Source organism: Paraburkholderia sp. GAS448, from assembly GCF_050435685.1.
Taxonomy (GTDB): domain Bacteria; phylum Pseudomonadota; class Gammaproteobacteria; order Burkholderiales; family Burkholderiaceae; genus Paraburkholderia.
This window is the reverse complement of sequence record NZ_JBNDKT010000004.1, coordinates 116,782-134,248: the sequence shown is the minus strand read 5'-3', so window position 1 is coordinate 134,248 and position 17,467 is coordinate 116,782. Positions and strand designations below refer to the sequence as shown.

18 protein-coding genes and 2 pseudogenes are annotated in these 17,467 nt (G+C 58.1%); 8 read left to right on the top strand and 12 right to left on the bottom strand.

Features of this window, described 5'->3' with window-relative positions; translation table 11 throughout:
* Positions 1-40 precede the first annotated feature (40 nt).
* Positions 41-976: a helix-turn-helix domain-containing protein gene (locus P3T23_RS09430; protein WP_429315908.1), complete on the top strand. Its 936-nt coding sequence runs from the start codon at positions 41-43 to the stop codon at positions 974-976.
* A gap of 90 nt (positions 977-1,066) precedes the next feature.
* Here the strand turns inward: P3T23_RS09430 and P3T23_RS09425 are convergent, their stop codons facing one another.
* The gene (locus P3T23_RS09425; protein WP_429316221.1) at positions 1,067-1,810 is read right to left on the bottom strand and encodes a YkgJ family cysteine cluster protein; all 744 of its coding nucleotides are present in this window, start codon (positions 1,808-1,810) and stop codon (positions 1,067-1,069) included.
* A gap of 375 nt (positions 1,811-2,185) precedes the next feature.
* Between P3T23_RS09425 and P3T23_RS09420 the strand changes: the two genes are divergently transcribed.
* The 3 genes and pseudogenes from P3T23_RS09420 to P3T23_RS09410 form a co-directional block, all read left to right on the top strand.
* Positions 2,186-2,452: an enolase C-terminal domain-like protein gene (locus P3T23_RS09420; RefSeq protein ID WP_429315907.1), complete on the top strand. Its 267-nt coding sequence runs from the start codon at positions 2,186-2,188 to the stop codon at positions 2,450-2,452.
* A 171-nt stretch (positions 2,453-2,623) separates the two neighbouring features.
* Positions 2,624-3,196 (top strand): annotated as a pseudogene (locus P3T23_RS09415) (tyrosine-type recombinase/integrase); the annotation flags it as partial.
* A 172-nt stretch (positions 3,197-3,368) separates the two neighbouring features.
* Positions 3,369-3,611 (top strand): annotated as a pseudogene (locus tag P3T23_RS09410) (DDE-type integrase/transposase/recombinase); the annotation flags it as partial.
* A 184-nt stretch (positions 3,612-3,795) separates the two neighbouring features.
* Here the strand turns inward: P3T23_RS09410 and P3T23_RS09405 are convergent.
* From P3T23_RS09405 to P3T23_RS09375, 7 genes are all read right to left on the bottom strand, one after another.
* The gene (locus P3T23_RS09405) at positions 3,796-4,131 is read right to left on the bottom strand and encodes a cupin domain-containing protein (RefSeq protein ID WP_429315906.1); all 336 of its coding nucleotides are present in this window, start codon (positions 4,129-4,131) and stop codon (positions 3,796-3,798) included.
* A complete protein-coding gene (locus tag P3T23_RS09400; protein WP_429315905.1) occupies positions 4,128-5,105 on the bottom strand; it encodes a quinone oxidoreductase family protein in 978 nt (325 codons plus the stop codon). Before P3T23_RS09400 ends, P3T23_RS09405 begins: the two co-directional genes overlap by 4 nt.
* A 10-nt stretch (positions 5,106-5,115) precedes the next feature.
* Positions 5,116-5,565, bottom strand: coding sequence for a gamma carbonic anhydrase family protein (locus P3T23_RS09395; RefSeq protein WP_429315904.1), 450 nt, complete (start codon positions 5,563-5,565; stop codon positions 5,116-5,118).
* An 86-nt stretch (positions 5,566-5,651) separates the two neighbouring features.
* On the bottom strand, positions 5,652-6,530 hold the full coding sequence (locus tag P3T23_RS09390) for a 3-keto-5-aminohexanoate cleavage protein (protein WP_429315903.1): 879 nt from the start codon (positions 6,528-6,530) through the stop codon (positions 5,652-5,654).
* Positions 6,531-6,555: 25 nt separating this feature from the next.
* Positions 6,556-7,305, bottom strand: a complete 750-nt coding sequence (locus tag P3T23_RS09385) for an SDR family NAD(P)-dependent oxidoreductase (protein ID WP_429315902.1) — start codon at positions 7,303-7,305, stop codon at positions 6,556-6,558.
* Between the two features lie 12 nt (positions 7,306-7,317).
* Positions 7,318-8,232, bottom strand: coding sequence for a dioxygenase (locus P3T23_RS09380; protein WP_429315901.1), 915 nt, complete (start codon positions 8,230-8,232; stop codon positions 7,318-7,320).
* Between the two features lie 188 nt (positions 8,233-8,420).
* Positions 8,421-9,365, bottom strand: a complete 945-nt coding sequence (locus P3T23_RS09375; RefSeq protein ID WP_429315900.1) for a LacI family DNA-binding transcriptional regulator — start codon at positions 9,363-9,365, stop codon at positions 8,421-8,423.
* 236 nt (positions 9,366-9,601) lie between these two features.
* Here P3T23_RS09375 and P3T23_RS09370 point away from each other — a divergent pair, with 236 nt between their 5' ends.
* The gene (locus P3T23_RS09370; protein WP_429315899.1) at positions 9,602-10,549 is read left to right on the top strand and encodes an ABC transporter substrate-binding protein; all 948 of its coding nucleotides are present in this window, start codon (positions 9,602-9,604) and stop codon (positions 10,547-10,549) included.
* A 63-nt stretch (positions 10,550-10,612) separates the two neighbouring features.
* Here P3T23_RS09370 and P3T23_RS09365 read toward each other — a convergent pair whose 3' ends face one another.
* Complete coding sequence (locus P3T23_RS09365; RefSeq protein ID WP_429315898.1) at positions 10,613-11,023, bottom strand: RidA family protein; 411 nt, start codon at positions 11,021-11,023, stop codon at positions 10,613-10,615.
* 534 nt (positions 11,024-11,557) lie between these two features.
* Between P3T23_RS09365 and P3T23_RS09360 the strand changes: the two genes are divergently transcribed.
* Positions 11,558-12,652: a porin gene (locus tag P3T23_RS09360; protein WP_429315897.1), complete on the top strand. Its 1,095-nt coding sequence runs from the start codon at positions 11,558-11,560 to the stop codon at positions 12,650-12,652.
* Positions 12,653-12,700: 48 nt separating this feature from the next.
* Positions 12,701-14,050 (top strand): MFS transporter, encoded by a 1,350-nt coding sequence (locus tag P3T23_RS09355; RefSeq protein WP_429315896.1) that lies wholly within the window; start codon positions 12,701-12,703, stop codon positions 14,048-14,050.
* A gap of 27 nt (positions 14,051-14,077) precedes the next feature.
* On the opposite strand, the gene P3T23_RS09350 is transcribed toward P3T23_RS09355, so the two are convergent.
* Positions 14,078-14,431, bottom strand: coding sequence for a hypothetical protein (locus P3T23_RS09350; RefSeq protein WP_429315895.1), 354 nt, complete (start codon positions 14,429-14,431; stop codon positions 14,078-14,080).
* Positions 14,432-14,798: 367 nt separating this feature from the next.
* Between P3T23_RS09350 and P3T23_RS09345 the strand changes: the two genes are divergently transcribed.
* On the top strand, positions 14,799-15,548 hold the full coding sequence (locus tag P3T23_RS09345; RefSeq protein ID WP_429315894.1) for an IclR family transcriptional regulator: 750 nt from the start codon (positions 14,799-14,801) through the stop codon (positions 15,546-15,548).
* A gap of 65 nt (positions 15,549-15,613) precedes the next feature.
* Here the strand turns inward: P3T23_RS09345 and P3T23_RS09340 are convergent, their stop codons facing one another.
* Together P3T23_RS09340 and P3T23_RS09335 are read right to left on the bottom strand one after the other, a co-directional pair.
* Complete coding sequence (locus P3T23_RS09340; protein WP_429315893.1) at positions 15,614-15,925, bottom strand: DoxX family protein; 312 nt, start codon at positions 15,923-15,925, stop codon at positions 15,614-15,616.
* Between the two features lie 31 nt (positions 15,926-15,956).
* Complete coding sequence (locus P3T23_RS09335) at positions 15,957-17,402, bottom strand: amidohydrolase family protein (protein WP_429315892.1); 1,446 nt, start codon at positions 17,400-17,402, stop codon at positions 15,957-15,959.
* Positions 17,403-17,467 lie beyond the last annotated feature (65 nt).

Sequence of the window (17,467 nt, the reverse complement as noted above, 5' to 3'; positions counted from 1 at the left end):
TCATTGGGTCCAAAGTTGGTGCTGATTCGTCCAGACATGTATGCAACGTAATGCTTTACTCCTCCTTGACGCTCTGCTGGCAGCGCTCGACGTCGGCGTGGTCAACTTCACGGCCTGTGATGTACGCGAAGGTTGGGCGGTGAGCTTCGATCCGTGCAAGACGGCGAGTCTTCACTATTGCCTCGCAGGTCGAGGGTCCCTGGTAATTCGCAACGACGAGACTATTTCTCTCGAGCCTCACACCTTCGTGCTTCTGCCTCCCGGTGTTCCATACCGGATGGAAAGCCGGAATGCGTCGCCGCTCAGGTACGAGACGCGGCCTCGAGCGGTTGCGCACGCATCCCGGGAATCGGTGCCCATTGTTTCGGCTGGCACGGGCGGACATGGCATTTTCACGGTTTGCGGCGAAGTCAGCCTTGGAATTGCCGCAGGACGGGATCCGTTCCTGACATCCGGACAACCGATTGTTGTTCAATTTGGCGAAGCCGGAGGCTTGAGGGACCAGTTCATCATGCTTCTTGCGGAATCAGCCCGACCGCGTATGGGGTCCCGCGCCCTGACGGAGGCACTGCTCAAGCAATGCCTGATTCTGGCGTTGAGAAAGCAGATGGAAGAGGGCGATGATACGCTCCCGTGGCTAGCGGGAATTTCCGACGTGAGGTTGGGTCGGGCTATGCAGGCAGTATTTGATCGGCCAGCAGCGCCTTTCACGGTCGAGCGTCTTGCTGATATCGCGGAGATGAGCCGGTCGACGTTTGCCGCCAGGTTCTCCGAAATGTTCGGCCAGTCGCCGATGCACTTCGTCAAGGTCGTGCGCTTACGTCAGGCAGCGGAGATGCTCGAAACGACCTCGACTAGCATTGCAGAGATTGCCCGACGGGTCGGCTTTTCGAGCCGCAGCAGTTTCTCGTCAGCATTCACGGCTATGTACGGCGCTGATCCTACCCGGTTCCGACGCGCAAGCGGTTCAAAGTAGCGGAAAAAATGGATCGAATTTTGCAGCGCATGGCATCGTCCGTACGGGCAAGGACGATCTGCTGCCCATGGGAATCCAGGGGTACAGGCGCTAGTTCGCGCCAAAGAGCGGGATGTACCCCTGGGTCGGCAATAGGGCCGTGTGCATTTCCGAGTGAGCGCCCACTGAATTCAGCGTGTCTACGGTAGTGCGTCGGTTTGACAGGATGCGCCACGACACCGCTCGTGCAGCAGACGATGCCGGATTCAGCGCTCTGTATAACTCCCCAAGCATTGCTCCAGGGGGTAACGTGTACGTTACAAACCCCTCATTGGTCAACGATGCGGTATGAAAGCCGGCGTTGCCACACAGACGTTCTTTCACAGGAACATCATGTATCGCTGCCTCGCGCGAGTTCCGGATCAGGCCCGCCGTAATGGAATCCACGATTTGACCGCCTTTGATAAGTGACGGTTTGTCGACCGTCCAGGCTTCGGGCGGGCAGGCCTTGTGAGTTGGCATAAGCTCAATGAAAGGATTGATTTCAGCCGGATAGATTCTGCACACGTTGGGCCTCGCCTCGTATCCGCCACATCGCATATCCGGTTGCAGGTGCGGGCAAGCGCCATCAAAGGCGGCAACGACTGTCACCATCACACGGATTGCAAGTTCACCGCTTTCGGCAGCAAAAGACCGGGTTCGCCTGTGTTGTGCTTGACCATCGTCCGTTGACGGCTCGACGGGCCACGGCATTGCTTCGCAAAACACCTGAACGTCACCCCCTCTTTCTAACCAGTGTATGGCTTCATTGACGCTGAGAGGCAGACGAAGATTGTGACAACAATTGCCGCACATTGTGCATGCGAAGTTTAAATCCATGGTCATGGTCAACGTCAGGGTTAAGAAAGCGGAACATACAAATGGAAACGAAAGCAAGTCCAACTTCGACCGCAATCGATACTTTGCTAGTTCGATCTTAAGCCCGATTCGGTTACATCTGTATGCGAAACAGACCGCCCCTTCCCCGCATGCGTTGAACCCACCGAGGAGCGGTGCGCAGCAGGTTTGAGCCGCGCTGTAACCGATATTCCCGAATATGCAAAATAGGATTGGGGTATCGACTGTTTCCCCCGTCCAACAGCCAGAAGGCGCGCTATTTCAGGCTTACCGGTCTTTACGGTCCACTTTGCATGCTCGCGTCGGCGACGGATACGACGGCATGGGACGCTCTTGCGATTTGCGCGCAGATGCCGCTGGCGTCCCTGGAACCCGTCCCGGCCTCCTGGCAACGGCCTCGGATTGATATCGCCTGAACACGCGGCGGGCGAAGCAGACCAGCTCGTCGCGGGCGGCTTTCGCGCGATAAAGATTCGACTGGGAAGGCCGCCGTTTATGGACGATCTCGCCGCGGTTCGTGCGGTACGGAAGAGACTGTCCGATGACGTGGTATTGATGGTCGATTTCAATCAGGCGCTGAGCGTTTCCCAGCCACTGTAGTTCTGTCCGATGCTCGACGGCGAAGGAATTTACTGGATCGAGAGCCGGTCCGGCACGATGACTATTCGCGCATCGCGCAGATTGCATCGAAAGTCAGCACGCCGATACAGATCGGGGAGAACCTCGTTCACGTCAAGCCCTTATACGATGCGGTAACCAACGAGGCGACCGCTGACGCTTGTCCGTAAATCGGAAGTCATCGAGGCTACTTGGGATGAGGTCGACTCCGAGACAGCAACCCGGACTATCCCAAAAGAGCGCATGAAGGCAAGGCGTCCGCATCGTGTCTACCTGAGCGAACAGGCGCTAGAGATTCTCGTGGCGTTTTAGACGTGCTTTGGCGCTAGCTCGTACTTGCATCGTGGGCGGTACGAGACTGCATTGCCAATAAGCGCGGCTACGCTGAACCGGGTGATCGATAGCACTGTAAGGCTGATTTGCGACCGAGGCGACGAATTTGAGCCTTTCACCGTTCACGACCTTCGGCGCACGGCAACTACGCTGTTGCACAAAGCTGGATTCAATACTGACTGGATCGAGAAGTGTCTTGCACATGAGCAGCGTGGTGTTCGCGCGATCTACAACAAGGCGGAGTACGCAGAACAGAGAGGGATGATGCTTCAGGCATGGGCGGATACGCTCGATCGTTGGATCAAAGAGGGGCCGCGGGCATCGTTTATCCTGCCAGGGACTGAAGGCATCGCCGAGTCAGATAAGGTTCGCCGCAGCAATACCCAGTGTTGATGTCGCAGAATTGACCAGCTGTGCGTCAGAATTCGGTGGACATCAACAGTCCAGTTGTCCGAGAAGGTTGAGTTGAGGATTTGCTATCACCTCGCGGCCTCCCTTTGAGGGCAAAAATCTTACAGAGCCTGGACAGCGCGGTCGCGACGTCATCGACGGCGGTTGGCTCCAAATCAACGCTGAAAGGGAAACGCCCATCGAGGTCCGCCAGGTCAAGTACCTGAACAACATTGTCGAACAGGACCATCGTGCCATCAAGCGCATCATCAAACCCATGATCGGCTTCAAGGATTACCGGTGCGCCTGCATCATTCTGTCAGGCATCGAAGTGATGAACATGATCAGAAAAGGGCAGATGAAGCACGACGGAGTTGCGCAAACCGTCGCCACCCAGTTCTACTCGCTGATGGTGTAAGGAATCCATATCGTGGCAGAATTTTCGCCCCGTCGGCCTTATCGCGAAACAACCGCAGCAGGTCCGCCAACTTCGATCAGCCGTTTCCTGTCGACCTTCCTGCCGCTAACGTGTGATGACGGCGGGCGAGCTACAGGAAATGCCAGGAACACCGCGGCGCTCCATGGGCTGATCGATACAGGTCTCAGGAAAGCGGCATGGCCAGAAGTACAGTGACCGTGGCGGAAGACAAATTCTTGAGTGCCCGGGCTTCACCTGGCGCGAGACGGCATGAATCGTTGGTACGTAGTACCTCTGTACCGGCTGACGTTTCCACGGTCAGCTCGCCTGACAATACGACGTAGTGCTTCTCGACGGCAGATGCAGAAAGCGACGTATAGCCGCCTGGCTGAATCGTGGAAACGCCAAGCCACAGCGTGTCCGACTCTCCTGCCTCATGCCCTTGTAGCCTCACGCACCGCATCGAAAAATGGTTGTCCGGGAAGTACTCGGGCGCCGAGTCGAATCGGGTGACGTTCATGGCTTGAGCAGGACACGGTCGGTACTGCCGCGCAACACCGCCTGATAGGCACGAGCGGCATCATCGATCGAGAATACCGCCTCCTGGTTGATCGGGAACGGCTTCAACTGTCCACCCACAAACAACGGTAGCAACTGATCCAGGATTTGGGCTCCATCAATGCTATCCAGCGCAAGTGTGTCGATTCCGACGTACGTATGCTGACCCCGGTAAAAAGCAAAGATGTCGAATGGGACTGATCGGTCGATCGTGGCGATGAAGATCTGGGTGCCGCGCTTTGCCAGCGCCGCGTTGGCCTGTTCGAAGTACGGGCTGCCGACCGTGTTATAGATAATATCGGCACCGTGGCCGTGCGTATTTTCACGCACGACCTCCGCAATCTTCTGCGATGACGCATCAATCATGATCACCTCGCCATTCGTATGCCCGAGATAGTCTTGAGCGGTACGTTCGACACCCAGTACCTTTGCGCCGGCGTTCGTCGCGAGCTGAATGGCAGCTTGACCAACCTTGCCGTTTGCGCCGAACACGAGTACGACATCGCCCTTTTTCGCCCCACCGGCACGGCGCAGTCCCTCGTATGCGGTAATGAACGGCACGCCAATGGATCCCGCTTCCTCCATCGTCAGATTGGCGGGTTTCTTGCGCACACCGGCAGCAGGGACGATTAGATAATGGCCATGCGAACCGTTGCGCCGGATGCCGAGTTCGCCTCCGCTTCCCCAGACCTCCTGGCCGACCAGATCGGCAGGGCCTTCGAGCACAATCCCCGCATAATCACGGCCAGGCGTACGTGGCCACACTGCGTGCGGCATGCCGCCAAGTACGGCCTTCACGTCGCTTGGGTTGACGCCCGCGCTCACCACTTGTACCAGGCATTCGCCGCCGTCAGCGGTCGGTACCGGCTGGGGGGCGATATTCAGGTCGAGTGAATCTATGCTGACGCTCGGTGCCGTAACATGAACTGCTTTCATCTTTGGATTCCTAATAGGTCAAGGTAATGAACTGATTGGTCTTGTAGCGTTCAACCAGTGCGACGTAGCGTGAAGCGGCCAGACTCAGACTGGCGCGTTCTTCGTCGGTGAGGGTTCGAAGCAAACGGGCAGGGTTTCCAGCCCAGAGTTCTCCGGTACCAACAATCTTGCGTGGCGAGAGCACGGCACCGGCGGCAAGCAGGCCTCCGGACTGGACGACGGCACCGTCCAGCACGCGTGCGCCGAAGCCGACAAAAGCGCCATCTTCGAGCGTGCAGGCGTGCAGAATCGCGCCGTGGCCGACGGTCACGTCATTGCCAATAATGGTGGGAAGGCCGTTGGTGGTGCCGTGAACGATGGAACCATCCTGAATGTTGGTCCGTCGTCCAACCGAGATCTTCTGGACGTCGCCGCGCAGCACACAGTTGAACCAGATGGATGACTGTTCGCCGATCGTCACGTCGCCGATGATTTGTGTACCTCGGGCCACGAAGGCGCTCGGATCGACTGACGGAACGAGAGGCACAGAGTTCAGGACTGTATTCATCAGCGCAGCCCCAATTGTTCGCGAGCTTCCTGGGCGGTCGCCAGCTCGCCGCCAAGCGAATGCACAATGTCGCTTGCCCGCTGGACGAGTGCCGCATTGCTCTCCGCCAGTACACCGTGGGAAATGTAGATGTTGTCTTCGAGGCCCACACGAACATGGCCGCCCGCCAGCCATGCCTGCGCAACCATCGGAAACTCGAAGCGGCCCACGCCAAACGCGGCCCATTGCGCACCGGCGGGCAGGAGGCTGCGGGCATACATCACGGACTCAGGCGAGGCGGAAAATCCATACTTCACGCCCATCACGAAGGTCCATAACCCGGGGCCGTCGAGTACGCCTGACTTGATCAGATCAAGCGCGAGATGCATATCGCCCGAATCGAAAATTTCGAGTTCGGGTTTGACGCCGGCTTTCCGGATCACCGCCGCCATGCGGGTGACGTTCTTCGGCGTATTGATTACCACATCCGCACCGGAATTCATGGTGTTCAGGTCAAGGCTGCAGATATCAGGACTCAGGGCAAGAATATGCTCGACCCGATCTTCGGGGCGCATCAGCGTCGTTCCAGGCGCTGCAACTTTGGGATCGTCGTCGCTCGGGATAAAGCGTCCGCCTGGGCCGGTCGTCAGATTGATGATGACATCGGCGTCTTCAGCGCGAATGCGCCGGATCACCTCGCGGTACAACTCGATGTCCATCGAGGGGCGACCGGTTTCGGGGTCCCGCACGTGAATGTGTACCGCTGCCGCGCCGGCGCGTGCCGCATCGAGCGATGCGTTGGCAATCTGCTCAGGGGTAACCGGCAGGCCGGGATGTTGCTCGGGTTTGGTCAGATTCCCGGTTACTGCACAGGTGATGATGGTCTTTCGAGGATGCATTGTCTTCTCCGGAACTTGTGATGAACTAGCCCAGCCTGCGGCCGCCGTCGACGACGAGCGTGACACCCGTTGTGAACGTCAGGTGAGTGGCGCACGCCTCGACCGCGGCTGCGATGTCATCGGGGGTTCCAATTCGGCCGAGCGGGGTGGTCGCCGCCACCTTGTCGTTGAAATCCGCCCCTCGGCCAGGCACGAAGGTCGTATCGACAACGCCCGGAGATACATTCATGACCCGAATCTGTGGTGCCAGTGCGCGGCCAAGAGACGCCGCCATGATGTCGAGGCCGGCTTTCGCCCCGCAGTACGCGATGTTGCTGCCAATGCCGGTCGTTGCCGAAATCGAGGACACGTTCACGACCAACCCGTCGCCCGACTCGGCGAGCAGCGCGCGAAACGCGCGGATAGCAGCAAACTGACCTCGCCAGTTCACCTTGAACATGTCGTCGATCAGCTCGTCGGTCAACGCATCGAGGTTGTCATGCTTGACCGGTTGCGTGAAACCAGCGGCGTTGACCAGTATGTCGGCACGACCATAGTGGCCGCGCACCGTGTCAGCGAGTTCGTTGAGCGTGGTGCTACCGGTGATCGAGGCAAGCGCAGCGCAATGTCCTTCTCCCGGCAAGCTCTCCGCTACGGCTCGCGCGTGCGAGAGATCATCTTGACCGACTACGACAACGCAGGCGCCTGAAAGGGCAAGCCGGTGCGCCGTCGCGGCACCAATGCCGCCAGTACCGCCGACGATGACCGCGACCTTATGGTCTAAGGTATGAGACATGAGACGTTCCTCCTATTTGATCGGCGGCGTGGGGTAGGTCGGCACGCCTTGCGCGAGCACAAATTTGCAATGGAGCGTGTAGTACGCCGTCTTCTGCTCGGGGTGAGGACCGGTGCCCGCTTCATGCTGCTCGAACGTTCCTATCAGATCGCGCGTGACGCCGAAAACGACATCGGAATCCAGGTACTCGGCGTCATCGGCAAAGATTTGAGAGATGAGTGTCGAATAGCCTTCCGCGATAACAACGAAGTGCAGGTGAGCCGGCCTGTACGGGTGTCGATGCTGGATGCGGAGCAGCGCGCCGACTGGCCCATGGGTGGGTACCGGGTAACCGGCGGGCCTCAAGCTCCGGAAATGGAACTGGCCGTTCGAATCGGTGAAGAGATGGCCCCTCAGATTCATCTCCGGCTGGTTCGGATCCTGATTCTCATAAAGGCCGACTGGCGAGGCCTGCCACACGTCGATCTTCGCGTTGTGGATCGGTTCTTCCTGTGTATTCAGGACTTGCCCGTTGACAAAGATCAACGATCCGAGCGCATTGTCCTGAACGATCGACGCACCCAGTTCATAGTGCGGCGAGCCATCACGAAAGAATGGTCCGAGCAAGGCGCCGCCCGTGCGGTCTTCGTGTGCCGAGTTGTTCAGTACCTTCACCAAAGTGGAGAGGCCAAGCACGTCCGCCAGCAACACAACTTCGTTGTGACTGTCCGTGCAGGTCAAGCCCACGTTCTTCAGAAAATCCAGCCCCTGCTCGAACTCCTCGTCGCTCAGCCTGGTCTCGGCCAGGAACGCGTGGCAGTGCTTGACGAGCGCATTCATGATTTCCTTCAGGCGCGGGCTCTCGGTCTTGCTCATAGCCGCAAGCACGATGTCCGTCACCGATGCAGCATCGCTAACGATGCTGCCGGGTCGTACAGATTCCGACATTTCATGTCTCCTCTTGCAATCGATTGCAGAATAGTGCAACAGCATCGGGTTGTCAAAGATCCTTTTCTAAGATGAGATCAGAGGATTGATCCTGGTGGCTAGAAGTGATGTGATGATATTTCTACAATCGTTTGTAGAATGGGACACCGCGGGAAAAAATGGACGGCAGTGCGCCGCGCGCAAGCAGATTATCTGGCGATCGTGGATTCGCGAACGACGAGTTCTGGCCTCAGCACAATGTTGACATGCACCGTTGTACTGCTATCGAGGTTTTCCAGCATCAGGGTCGCAGCACGAACCCCCATTCCGTAAAGGGGGATGCGTACGGTAGTCATCGGAGGTGCGACGGAATCCATCAGCGGCATATCGTTGTGGCCGACGACCGAAATGTCCTGTGGGCACCGAAGACCGTGTGCGCAAATGGAGTCATAGCACCCGAGCGCAAGCAGATCGTTGGCGGCGACGATCGCGGTGATACCGCGATGGAGTTCAAGCAGCATGTCGCAAGCGGCACGGCCTTCATCACGGTGAAACGCTTTGGATTCGACCACGGGGCATTGGGCCTCCTTCAGGCCGTTCTCCCGTACTGCTTCAAGGAATCCCAGGCGGCGCTCGTGACCGGTTGAAAGGTCATCCGGGCCTGCGACGTGGGCAATGGAGGTGTGGCCAGATTGAACCAGATGGGTGACGGCCTGGAGCATTGCCAGCCGATTGTCGCCGACGATACAGGAAGCACGGCCGCTGTCGTCGCTTCGATTGACGACTACCACCGGTATGCCCACCGCGAGGCAATGTTCGAGGATCGGGTCGTTGCGGTCGGACGTTGCCAGGATCAAACCGTCTACCTGACGCCCGACCATCTGATCGATAACGAACCGTTGCCGCTCCTTCCCACCTTCGGCGTTTGCAATCAGTGGAATGTAGCCTTTCCTGGCGAGCTCGTCTTCGAGCCCGCGCAGAATCGGCGGGAAGATCGGGTTGGCAATGTCCGGCAGCACGACCCCAATGATGTGAGATCGTCTGGTGCGCGGTGTGGCGGCAGTCTGATTGGGCGAGAAATACCGCTCATGTGCGGCCTTGAGCACTTGCTCGACCACACCATCGCTGATCAGATGGCGAGTCTCGGGGTTCATTACGCGTGAAACCGTGGACGAATGAACGCCGATGGATTCCGCCAATTCCCGGAGGGTGGTCCGCTTCCTTTGCGTCATAGTTCCGATACTGCGGCATCAGTCACCGCACTCCAGCAAAACAAAAGCATGTTTGTCCCCGCAAGAAAACGGCTCAGTACTTACACCATGGCGTCTTGACGACACGTGTACCTCGACAGTATCCTGCAATCGATTGCAAACGTCAAACAGGATGGCACATGGAAGAGCATCTGAAGACTTTTACTGTCCTCGGCTTTGAGGGCGCGTTCAACCTGCCGATATGGGTCGGCAAGAAACGGCGGTACTTCGAGAAGTACGGACTGGACGTAAGCCTTGAGTACGTAAAGGGCTCCGTGGATATGATTAACCGATTGACGTCCGGCTCCGCGCACGTCGCTTTGACCAGCGTGGACAACGTACTCGCATACAGGAGCGGGCAAGGCGAAACGGCGGACGGAAGTTCGCCAGACCTGGTTGCGTTCATGGGCGGCGATCATGGCTTCCTGTCGTTGATGGCGAAACCGGAACTCAAGTCTGTGTCGCAGTTGCGAGGAAAAACCCTGTCAGTCGATGCGCTGACAACCGGCTTTGCATTTGTGCTGAGAGAAATTCTCGCGGCAAATCAGATCGCGGTCACTGACGTGACCTTCGAAGCAGCCGGCGGCACGGGTAATCGTTATCGCGCACTGGTCGCCGCACAGCACGACGGAACACTTGTGCGCACTCCCTTTGAACGTTTGGGTGGGCGCCATGGGCTCAACGTGGTGGCCCGCGGCAGCTCGCTGTTTTCAGACTATCTGGGCACGGTTGGCGCGGTCATGCAGTCATGGGCCGCCAGAAACCATGAGCAACTGATCAATTTCATTCTGGCTTACCGTGAAGCATTGAACTGGATTTTCGACGCGGCTAACAACGATGCGTCAGTCGAAATTCTGCGCGCCGAGTTTATCGAACTGACGGACGACGGTGCCCGCGCGGTACTCGAAGATCTGGTGGATCCGTCACACGGACTCATTCGCGATATGAGCATTCCGGACGCGGGTCTGGAGCAGGTCTCGCGCATTCGCGAGGCGCATGCAAGCGTATCAACGGTCCAGGGACCCAGCGACTGCGTGGATCGTCAGTATCTTCACATGGCTCAAAGTTCGGCACGCTGGCCGCGTTAGGCCAGGGTGCGGGACCGAAGCAATTGGGCGGAGGTGATCCGGAATCTCCGCCCGCTCAAGCGCCTAGTCGATCACGGCAATTGCCTGTATCTCGAGCAGCATTTCCGGTTTGGCTAACCCGACCACGGTAATCAGCGCGCTCGCCGGAAAGTTGTCACCAAAAATCTCCTTGCGGATTTTGGTGAACTGATCGCCAAAGCGCGAATCGGTTATCGAAACCGTCATCGTGACGATATCCGCAAGCGAGCCGCCTGCCTGCTCGAGCGTCCTCGCAATCCTGGCGAAGATCTCCCGCGCCTGCCCTGAAAAATCGCCGGCAAGGGAGTTGCCATGTTCGTCGTCGACCACGGTTTGTCCCGCCAGCCACACGATTTTGCCGCCCTGGGTGATGACGGCGGGGGAATACGCCCGCTCTTGCGCGGCATCGCGCTTGACATAGTTTCGAACGTGCTCCTTCTGTGCGTCATTTGTCATACCTACCTCGCTTTCATGAGTTGAAGTGAACCGGAACGTGTTGCATGTGTGGCGTGAGCACGCCTCCTGATGGCCACGGATGCGCCGCCGCCGCAAGTGTCCGGGAGACGCTCGCGATCCGGGTGGGATTGAAGCGGGTCACGGAGTCACTTTGCGAGTCCGAATCGGACCCTTAAGCCATCAAATCTGCAAACGATTGCAGCATAGTTCATGGAAGTTGAATTGTCAAAATAGTGAACCGCCATGGCTATCACTAACATGAGCGCGAAAGTCCAATACGTATCGATCATTCTTTCGACGGCCTTGATCTGAATACACTGGTAAACCATAGTTTATTGGCTGCAATCGATTGCAATATAGTGACTCAAACAAGCTGTTTTGATGCCGGCAGGTGGCTTGAGGTAGCCAGTTGACCTGCGTCGTATCGATAGCCAGCACAAGGCAATCAGGATCTTTCAGTTCAAGGGCGTGACGTATGAAGCACACCGAACACAACAAGCATGAGCAATCCGTCTTTTCACTGGAGACCGCGCGATGAGCAGGGCCCGTACGGCGGTGCTTGCCGCCGCCACACTTTTCGCTTCCTCTTCGAGCATGGCCGCTGACAGCGTGACGCTGTTCGGCTATCTGAACACCGATATCGAGAACGTTCGAGCGAGCGGCGGAGCTGGCATTCCGTCCACCTGGCGGGAGTCGAACAACCTGTCGTTCTGGGGTATGAAAGGGACTGAGGATCTCGGCGGTGGCTGGCGCGCGTTCTTCCAGATTCAGGGGAATATTTTCGTGAATCGCGGGGCCGGCGGCGTGAATGACCGCGATACCTATGTCGGACTTGCCGGTCCCTATGGTCAGCTATCGATGGGATTTCAATTGACACCTTACCGTGCCTCGACATGCATGCCGATTGACCCATTTTTCATGAACACGATTGCCGGTGCGAACAGCATCATGGGCAATGGGTTCTTTCCTGGAGGAAACGCCCAGGGGGACTCGTCATTCGACCGTCGGCAAGCCAACGGCGTGCTTTATACGTCACCGAACTGGCATGGCGTGACGGCACAAGTGATGTATTCACTACCCAACGAGAAGACCGCTACACAGACACCGTCGCTATTGTCGACGTCATTGGCGTACCAGAGCGGTTCCGTCTATCTGTCATACGCGTACGAGCAGCACAACAGCTATTTCGGGCACGGCACGATGGACTATGGGCAGCGGTTCGGCGCCGCCTACACGTATGGAAGTTTGAGTGTTCGCGGTGCGGCCGAACGTCTGCATTACGAGCCGACCCCTTCCACTTACACGAACCGTTGGGCATGGCAGTTGGCGGCCGTCTACCAATGGACCGTGCAATCGATCAAGGTTTCGTACATCCAGGCGCAGGCAGCAACAGGAAATGCGACGGTTCCGATCGGCGGCATTGGGCGGCCCGGTGTGGATTCGGGGGCTCGCCAGATTGCATTGGGCTACGACTATGCGCTGTCCAGGCGGACTACTCTGTGTGCGATTTTCAGCCGACTCATGAATCGCTCCGGAACTTCGTATAACTATTCGACAAATCCATTGCCGGGTCAGGTTGCCGGTATGACGTTGACCGGATTCGGCGTGGGGATCGCGCACTCATTTTGATCGATTCTTTCAGGTTGAACACGCTTCATGCGCAATAGGAGCTTCAGGATGTCAGCAACACAATCCATCTCGGTTCGAGCGTTCATCAACGGACGCAAGATGTCAGGGTTCCAGATCAGAACACTTGTTCTCTGCTTCCTGATCCTGGTTCTGGACGGCTACGACACAGTCGTCGTTGGTTTCATTGCCCCCGCGCTCAAAGCGCATTTTGGGGCGAACCCGGTGCAGTTCTCGCCTGTATTCGGCGCTGGATTCCTTGGCCTCGCCATTGGCTCCTTTCTCTTCGGGCCCATTGCGGATCGCTTTGGACGAAAAGCCACGCTGATTTGTTCGGTACTGTTGTTCGGTCTGTTCAGCATACTGTCGTCGAGGGCTATCTCGATCGAAGCACTGATTACGCTGCGTTTCATGACGGGCCTCGGCTTGGGTGGTGCGATGCCCAATGCCTACACGCTCGCCGCTGAATATAGTCCGGATCGCATGCGCTCGACGCTCATCGCACCCCTTGGATGCGGCATCTCGGCTGGCGGCGTGTTGGGCGGTCTTGTCGCCTCGCATATGATCAGCCACTACGGTTGGCAATCGATGCTGATTCTGGGAGGCGTACTGCCGGTCCTGTTGGCCGTACTTCTGGTCGCCTGGTTGCCGGAGTCGGCGTCTTTTCTGGTGGCACGGGGCCGGCAGGCCGATGCGCAGGCTATCGTTCAGCGCATCGAGCCAAAAACGCAACTGGGCGACCTGCGCCTGACACTCGATGAAGAACCCGCTCGGGGATTCCCGGTGAGTCATCTGCTGCGTCCCGGGCTTCGTGGCGGTACCTTGCTCCTCTGGGTCACGGGATTCATGGCGTTGTTGGCCGTCTATTTTCTCGGCAACTGGTTGACCATGCTGATCCAGGAGAGTGGCGTGCCGTTCGCCCGTGCATCGCTCATGACGGCGCTGTATTTGACCGGTAACGGTCTCGGCGCGATCTTCCTTGGGTTCCTGATGGACCGGATGAATCCGCAGTACGTGGTAGCCGGCGCGTTCCTTTGCGCTGCGATCTGCCTTGCGTCGTTCGGTCATCTGACGGCGGTTCCCGCGCTTGCGCTGGTCGCGCTCTTCCTGACCGGTGTCGGCACCGGCGGCGCCATGACGGGGACGAGCATCCTGTCCACGGGTTTCTATCCCACAGCAACACGTGCCACCGGCGTAGCGTGGACGCTGGGGATGGGGCGGGTGGGCTCGATCGTTGGCTCGATGATCGGTGGCGTTATGCTCTCGGCGCAATGGGCGCCCACGGTCATGTTCGCCGTGGTGTCCGTGCCGATTACCGTGGCCGCAGTCAGCGTCTACGGGCTCGCATTCTATCGACGTCGATATCCGATGTCGGTAACAACGGTGCTTTCAACGCAATAGCCAAGTCTGCGCAGCCAGCTACTGTAATCAACTGCTCTGAGACGCCTTGAACTGCTGTGCGGTGAAGGGCGTCTTCCGAATGCGAACACCCGTGGCGTGAAATATGGCATTGCCAACCGCGTGAGCAATCGTCAGCGCCGTTGGCTCGCCCGCGCCGACCGGCGCCTTATCCGGGCGGCTGATCAACGAAGTGGTCACTTCGGATGGGCATTCGCTGAATCGCAGGATCGGGTAGCTGGCCCAGTCGAGGGTCAGTATTTCTTTCGAGCTGAAGCGTACCTCTTCCTTCAAGGTGCGGCTGAGAGTCTGAAAGCCGCCACTGGCGAGACAGCGCATGACGGAAAGGGACCACATGTAGTTGCCTGGGAAATATTGAAACATTTCGAATTCCTTATCTAAATCAGTGGGAGCAACGTGAGACAGCCTGATCCAGCAAATAGCTGGCGAGTTCCACAAATGGCGTGTCAAGATCATCGTACGGAAGAGGGACCTCAATCGCTTATCGGAATGTCTCGCAATTGCTCGAAATGTCCTCCCGCTGGCTGCCGACCGGATCCACACCTTGCGAGAACAGGACAATCAGCGCGTGCTGATCGCGTTTTCATTTGGTGAACATCGATTCAATGCATGCATTGCGTTGTTTTCTCTGGCGTTTGGTCTCATTCCACGTTTTCCTTGCGGGCAAGCTACTTTCAAATGAATCGCGCGGGGACTAGACTCACGTCGTCGTAACCGGATAGGGGCAAAGATGGCATCCACGTCAAGGTCGGTTGAGCGTTCGCTGCAACTTGTGCGTCTGCTCGCCACCGCGGGGCGCCGTGGTCTTGCGCTGACCGACCTGGCGCGCATGACGGACCTGTCTCATTCGACGGTGCATCGGTTGTTACAGCAACTGGTCTCCGAACGTTTGGCCTCTCAAATGGATCAATCGAGGCGTTATGCGCTGGGCCCGCTCGCCTACGAACTGGGCATTGCCGCGGCGCCCCGGTTCGACATCTGGCAGCCTGCACGGGCATTGCTACGCGCGTTTGCCGAAGAGGTCGGCGATACGGTGTATCTGGTGGTGCGCAGCGGTATGGAAGCCGTGTGCCTTGAGCGAATCGAGGGCCCATCTCCTGTCCGCGTTCTGACGCTCGACTCAGGTAGCCGCCGCCCGCGTGGCCTCGGTGCTGGAGGGCTGGCGATTCTTGCCGCGCGACCCGAAGACGAGCGTCAGCTCGTGATCGATAGCGTTGCATCCGCCGTATTCGCTCCGGGGCTGCTGGCGAGATCGAGCTTGTCTGCGTCGATCGACGAGTATCAGCACAACGGCTATGCCCACGTTAGAAATCGCGTCACGCTTGGCACTTCTGCGATTGGCGTGCACATCGGCGACATACTTGGGCGTCCAATCGCGCCATCAGCGTCGCGGCAATTGACTCCCGAATGGACCGCCAGCGAATCGCGGTGCTCGCGAAGCAGTTGCAAGGCATGGCTAGGCAGATTCAGCACACGTTGAGGAAGGACGTTATCGATACGTAGCTGCCCTGTGACGCGGTGAATTCCCACGCGGCGTGCGATCGATCAAGCAGCGACATTCGTGGCCAGAAGAAAGAGCAATACAAGCGGGTACTGCATCCGCATCCATTCTTTCGATCTGGCAAACGAGGCAAGAATCCCCAGCGTGAGCACGAGAAGAATCGAAGCCCCGAGCCAATGGGCTCCGGGCGCGAACAGCAAGATCGACCCAACCAGCTCGACGGTTGCCACGGTCACTCTGAACCAGCCCGGATAACCCCATTTCGTGAACTCGGCGCGGATGGCAGGCGGACCTATCAGGTTGACAGTGGCCGCTGCGAGGAACGCAATGGCGATGATGAGATTCACATAGTTCATGGATCTAACCCGGTGAGGTGAGCGCGCCTGACTAGACCGAGGCGCGCGCGGAGACAAGCGGAGGGCACTTTTCTTTCCACGTCATGTGGAGCCTGGATGCAAGACCGGCCTTTGTGATGATTTCCGTGGCAAGCTGCTCGATGTTGCTGAGAAGTGCCTTGCGGTCCGTGAACTTCGTGAAACTCCCTTCACGGAACACGATCTCGCCGTTGACCATCACATACTTCGCGTCCGTTCCCTTGCCGGCACCGAGGAACGCGGACAACGGGCGCTGAAGTGAACCAACATGGGGACCCCGCATATCGAAGACCGCGATATCGGCGAGCTTTCCTGCCTCGAGTGAGCCAAGCTCATCGGCGACGCCGAGAACGCGAGCACCATTGATGGTCGCCATTTCCAGGGCTCGCTCGAATGGCATGCGCGTCGGATCGAGATGGCGCTGGTGTTGGAAGAGCACACATGCCTTGACCTGCTCGAGCATGTCGTTGGTGTAGTCGACCATGGCGCCGTCTGTGCCGAGTGCAGTCGAAACGCCCGCGCGCAATGCATTCGCAGCAGGGGCGATGCCGCCGCCGCGCATTGCTTCGCTGGTTGGTGTGTACACCAGACCGGCACCCACATGCGCCATTTGTTCGAGGTCCAGCTCGGTGCAGTGGATGCCGTGAATCAGCATCCACTGTTCATCCAGCACGCCGAGTTGCATCAGATACCGCACATCCGTGCGCCCGGTTTCCCGCAAATGTTTCAGGAAACCCTTTTCGGTGGAGAACGTACCGGCGGCGATGTGACTGCTGATGCGAACGTTCAGCTTTCGCGCGAGTTCCGTGCCTCGAATGATGAGCTCTTCCGTGCTCATGCCGGATGAGGTCCAATGAGCGTTGGCTTCGATGACCATGCCCATGCGAATCAGACCGTCGTGTCGCCCGTCCCAGCGGCGGATGTCCTCTTCAGCGGCCGCAAGCGATTCGTCGAGAGAAAGCGGATGGTCGAGGAACCGGCTGTTGCGGCAGCGCAATTCTTTGCCAAAAAATTGACGGATGCCCACTTCAGCCTGGGACTCGACGCTCGACTGCACGATCGCTTCGTCGCTGACCGAGACGGAGTGGTTGAATGACGTCGTCGTGCCGGTTGCGAGCATCTCGATCGCGCATTGATATCCGGACAGGCGCATCGCGTCGCTCGACAGATTGCGAACCAGTGGAAAAACCAGATCGTCGATCCAGTCTTCGAGCAGCATGCCGTCCGCCAGGCCCTTGAACATCGAGTACCACGGATGCTGATGCAAATTGATAAGACCGGGAATGACGAGGCACCCGGTGGCATCGATGGTTTTGTCGAAGCCATCGATCGGCGTATTTTCATACGCGTAGACGCCGGTAATGCGCTTGCCTTCGACCGCAACTGCGCCGCGCTCGAATACTTCACGCCCTGCGTTGACGGTGACGACATAGCCGTTCTTGATGAGTATCTTCTTCATGGTCTCTGCTCCTGAGTGTCTTGACTTGGACACTGGTGTCGTCCGTACTTGTCTCCTGGGACGAC

What these genes read in the sequence shown, in the direction of transcription:
- P3T23_RS09380 (WP_429315901.1), bottom strand. Translation starts at nt 8,232, where the DNA reads ATGTCGGAATCTGTACGACCCGGCAGCATCGTTAGCGATGCTGCATCG.
- P3T23_RS09345 (WP_429315894.1), top strand. Translation starts at nt 14,799, where the DNA reads ATGGCATCCACGTCAAGGTCGGTTGAGCGTTCGCTGCAACTTGTGCGT.
- P3T23_RS09430 (WP_429315908.1), top strand. Translation starts at nt 41, where the DNA reads ATGCAACGTAATGCTTTACTCCTCCTTGACGCTCTGCTGGCAGCGCTC.
- P3T23_RS09405 (WP_429315906.1), bottom strand. Translation starts at nt 4,131, where the DNA reads ATGAACGTCACCCGATTCGACTCGGCGCCCGAGTACTTCCCGGACAAC.
- P3T23_RS09425 (WP_429316221.1), bottom strand. Translation starts at nt 1,810, where the DNA reads ATGTGCGGCAATTGTTGTCACAATCTTCGTCTGCCTCTCAGCGTCAAT.
- P3T23_RS09400 (WP_429315905.1), bottom strand. Translation starts at nt 5,105, where the DNA reads ATGAAAGCAGTTCATGTTACGGCACCGAGCGTCAGCATAGATTCACTC.
- P3T23_RS09335 (WP_429315892.1), bottom strand. Translation starts at nt 17,402, where the DNA reads ATGAAGAAGATACTCATCAAGAACGGCTATGTCGTCACCGTCAACGCA.
- P3T23_RS09390 (WP_429315903.1), bottom strand. Translation starts at nt 6,530, where the DNA reads ATGCATCCTCGAAAGACCATCATCACCTGTGCAGTAACCGGGAATCTG.
- P3T23_RS09355 (WP_429315896.1), top strand. Translation starts at nt 12,701, where the DNA reads ATGTCAGCAACACAATCCATCTCGGTTCGAGCGTTCATCAACGGACGC.
- P3T23_RS09370 (WP_429315899.1), top strand. Translation starts at nt 9,602, where the DNA reads ATGGAAGAGCATCTGAAGACTTTTACTGTCCTCGGCTTTGAGGGCGCG.
- P3T23_RS09350 (WP_429315895.1), bottom strand. Translation starts at nt 14,431, where the DNA reads ATGTTTCAATATTTCCCAGGCAACTACATGTGGTCCCTTTCCGTCATG.
- P3T23_RS09375 (WP_429315900.1), bottom strand. Translation starts at nt 9,365, where the DNA reads ATGAACCCCGAGACTCGCCATCTGATCAGCGATGGTGTGGTCGAGCAA.
- P3T23_RS09360 (WP_429315897.1), top strand. Translation starts at nt 11,558, where the DNA reads ATGAGCAGGGCCCGTACGGCGGTGCTTGCCGCCGCCACACTTTTCGCT.
- P3T23_RS09365 (WP_429315898.1), bottom strand. Translation starts at nt 11,023, where the DNA reads ATGACAAATGACGCACAGAAGGAGCACGTTCGAAACTATGTCAAGCGC.
- P3T23_RS09340 (WP_429315893.1), bottom strand. Translation starts at nt 15,925, where the DNA reads ATGAACTATGTGAATCTCATCATCGCCATTGCGTTCCTCGCAGCGGCC.
- P3T23_RS09385 (WP_429315902.1), bottom strand. Translation starts at nt 7,305, where the DNA reads ATGTCTCATACCTTAGACCATAAGGTCGCGGTCATCGTCGGCGGTACT.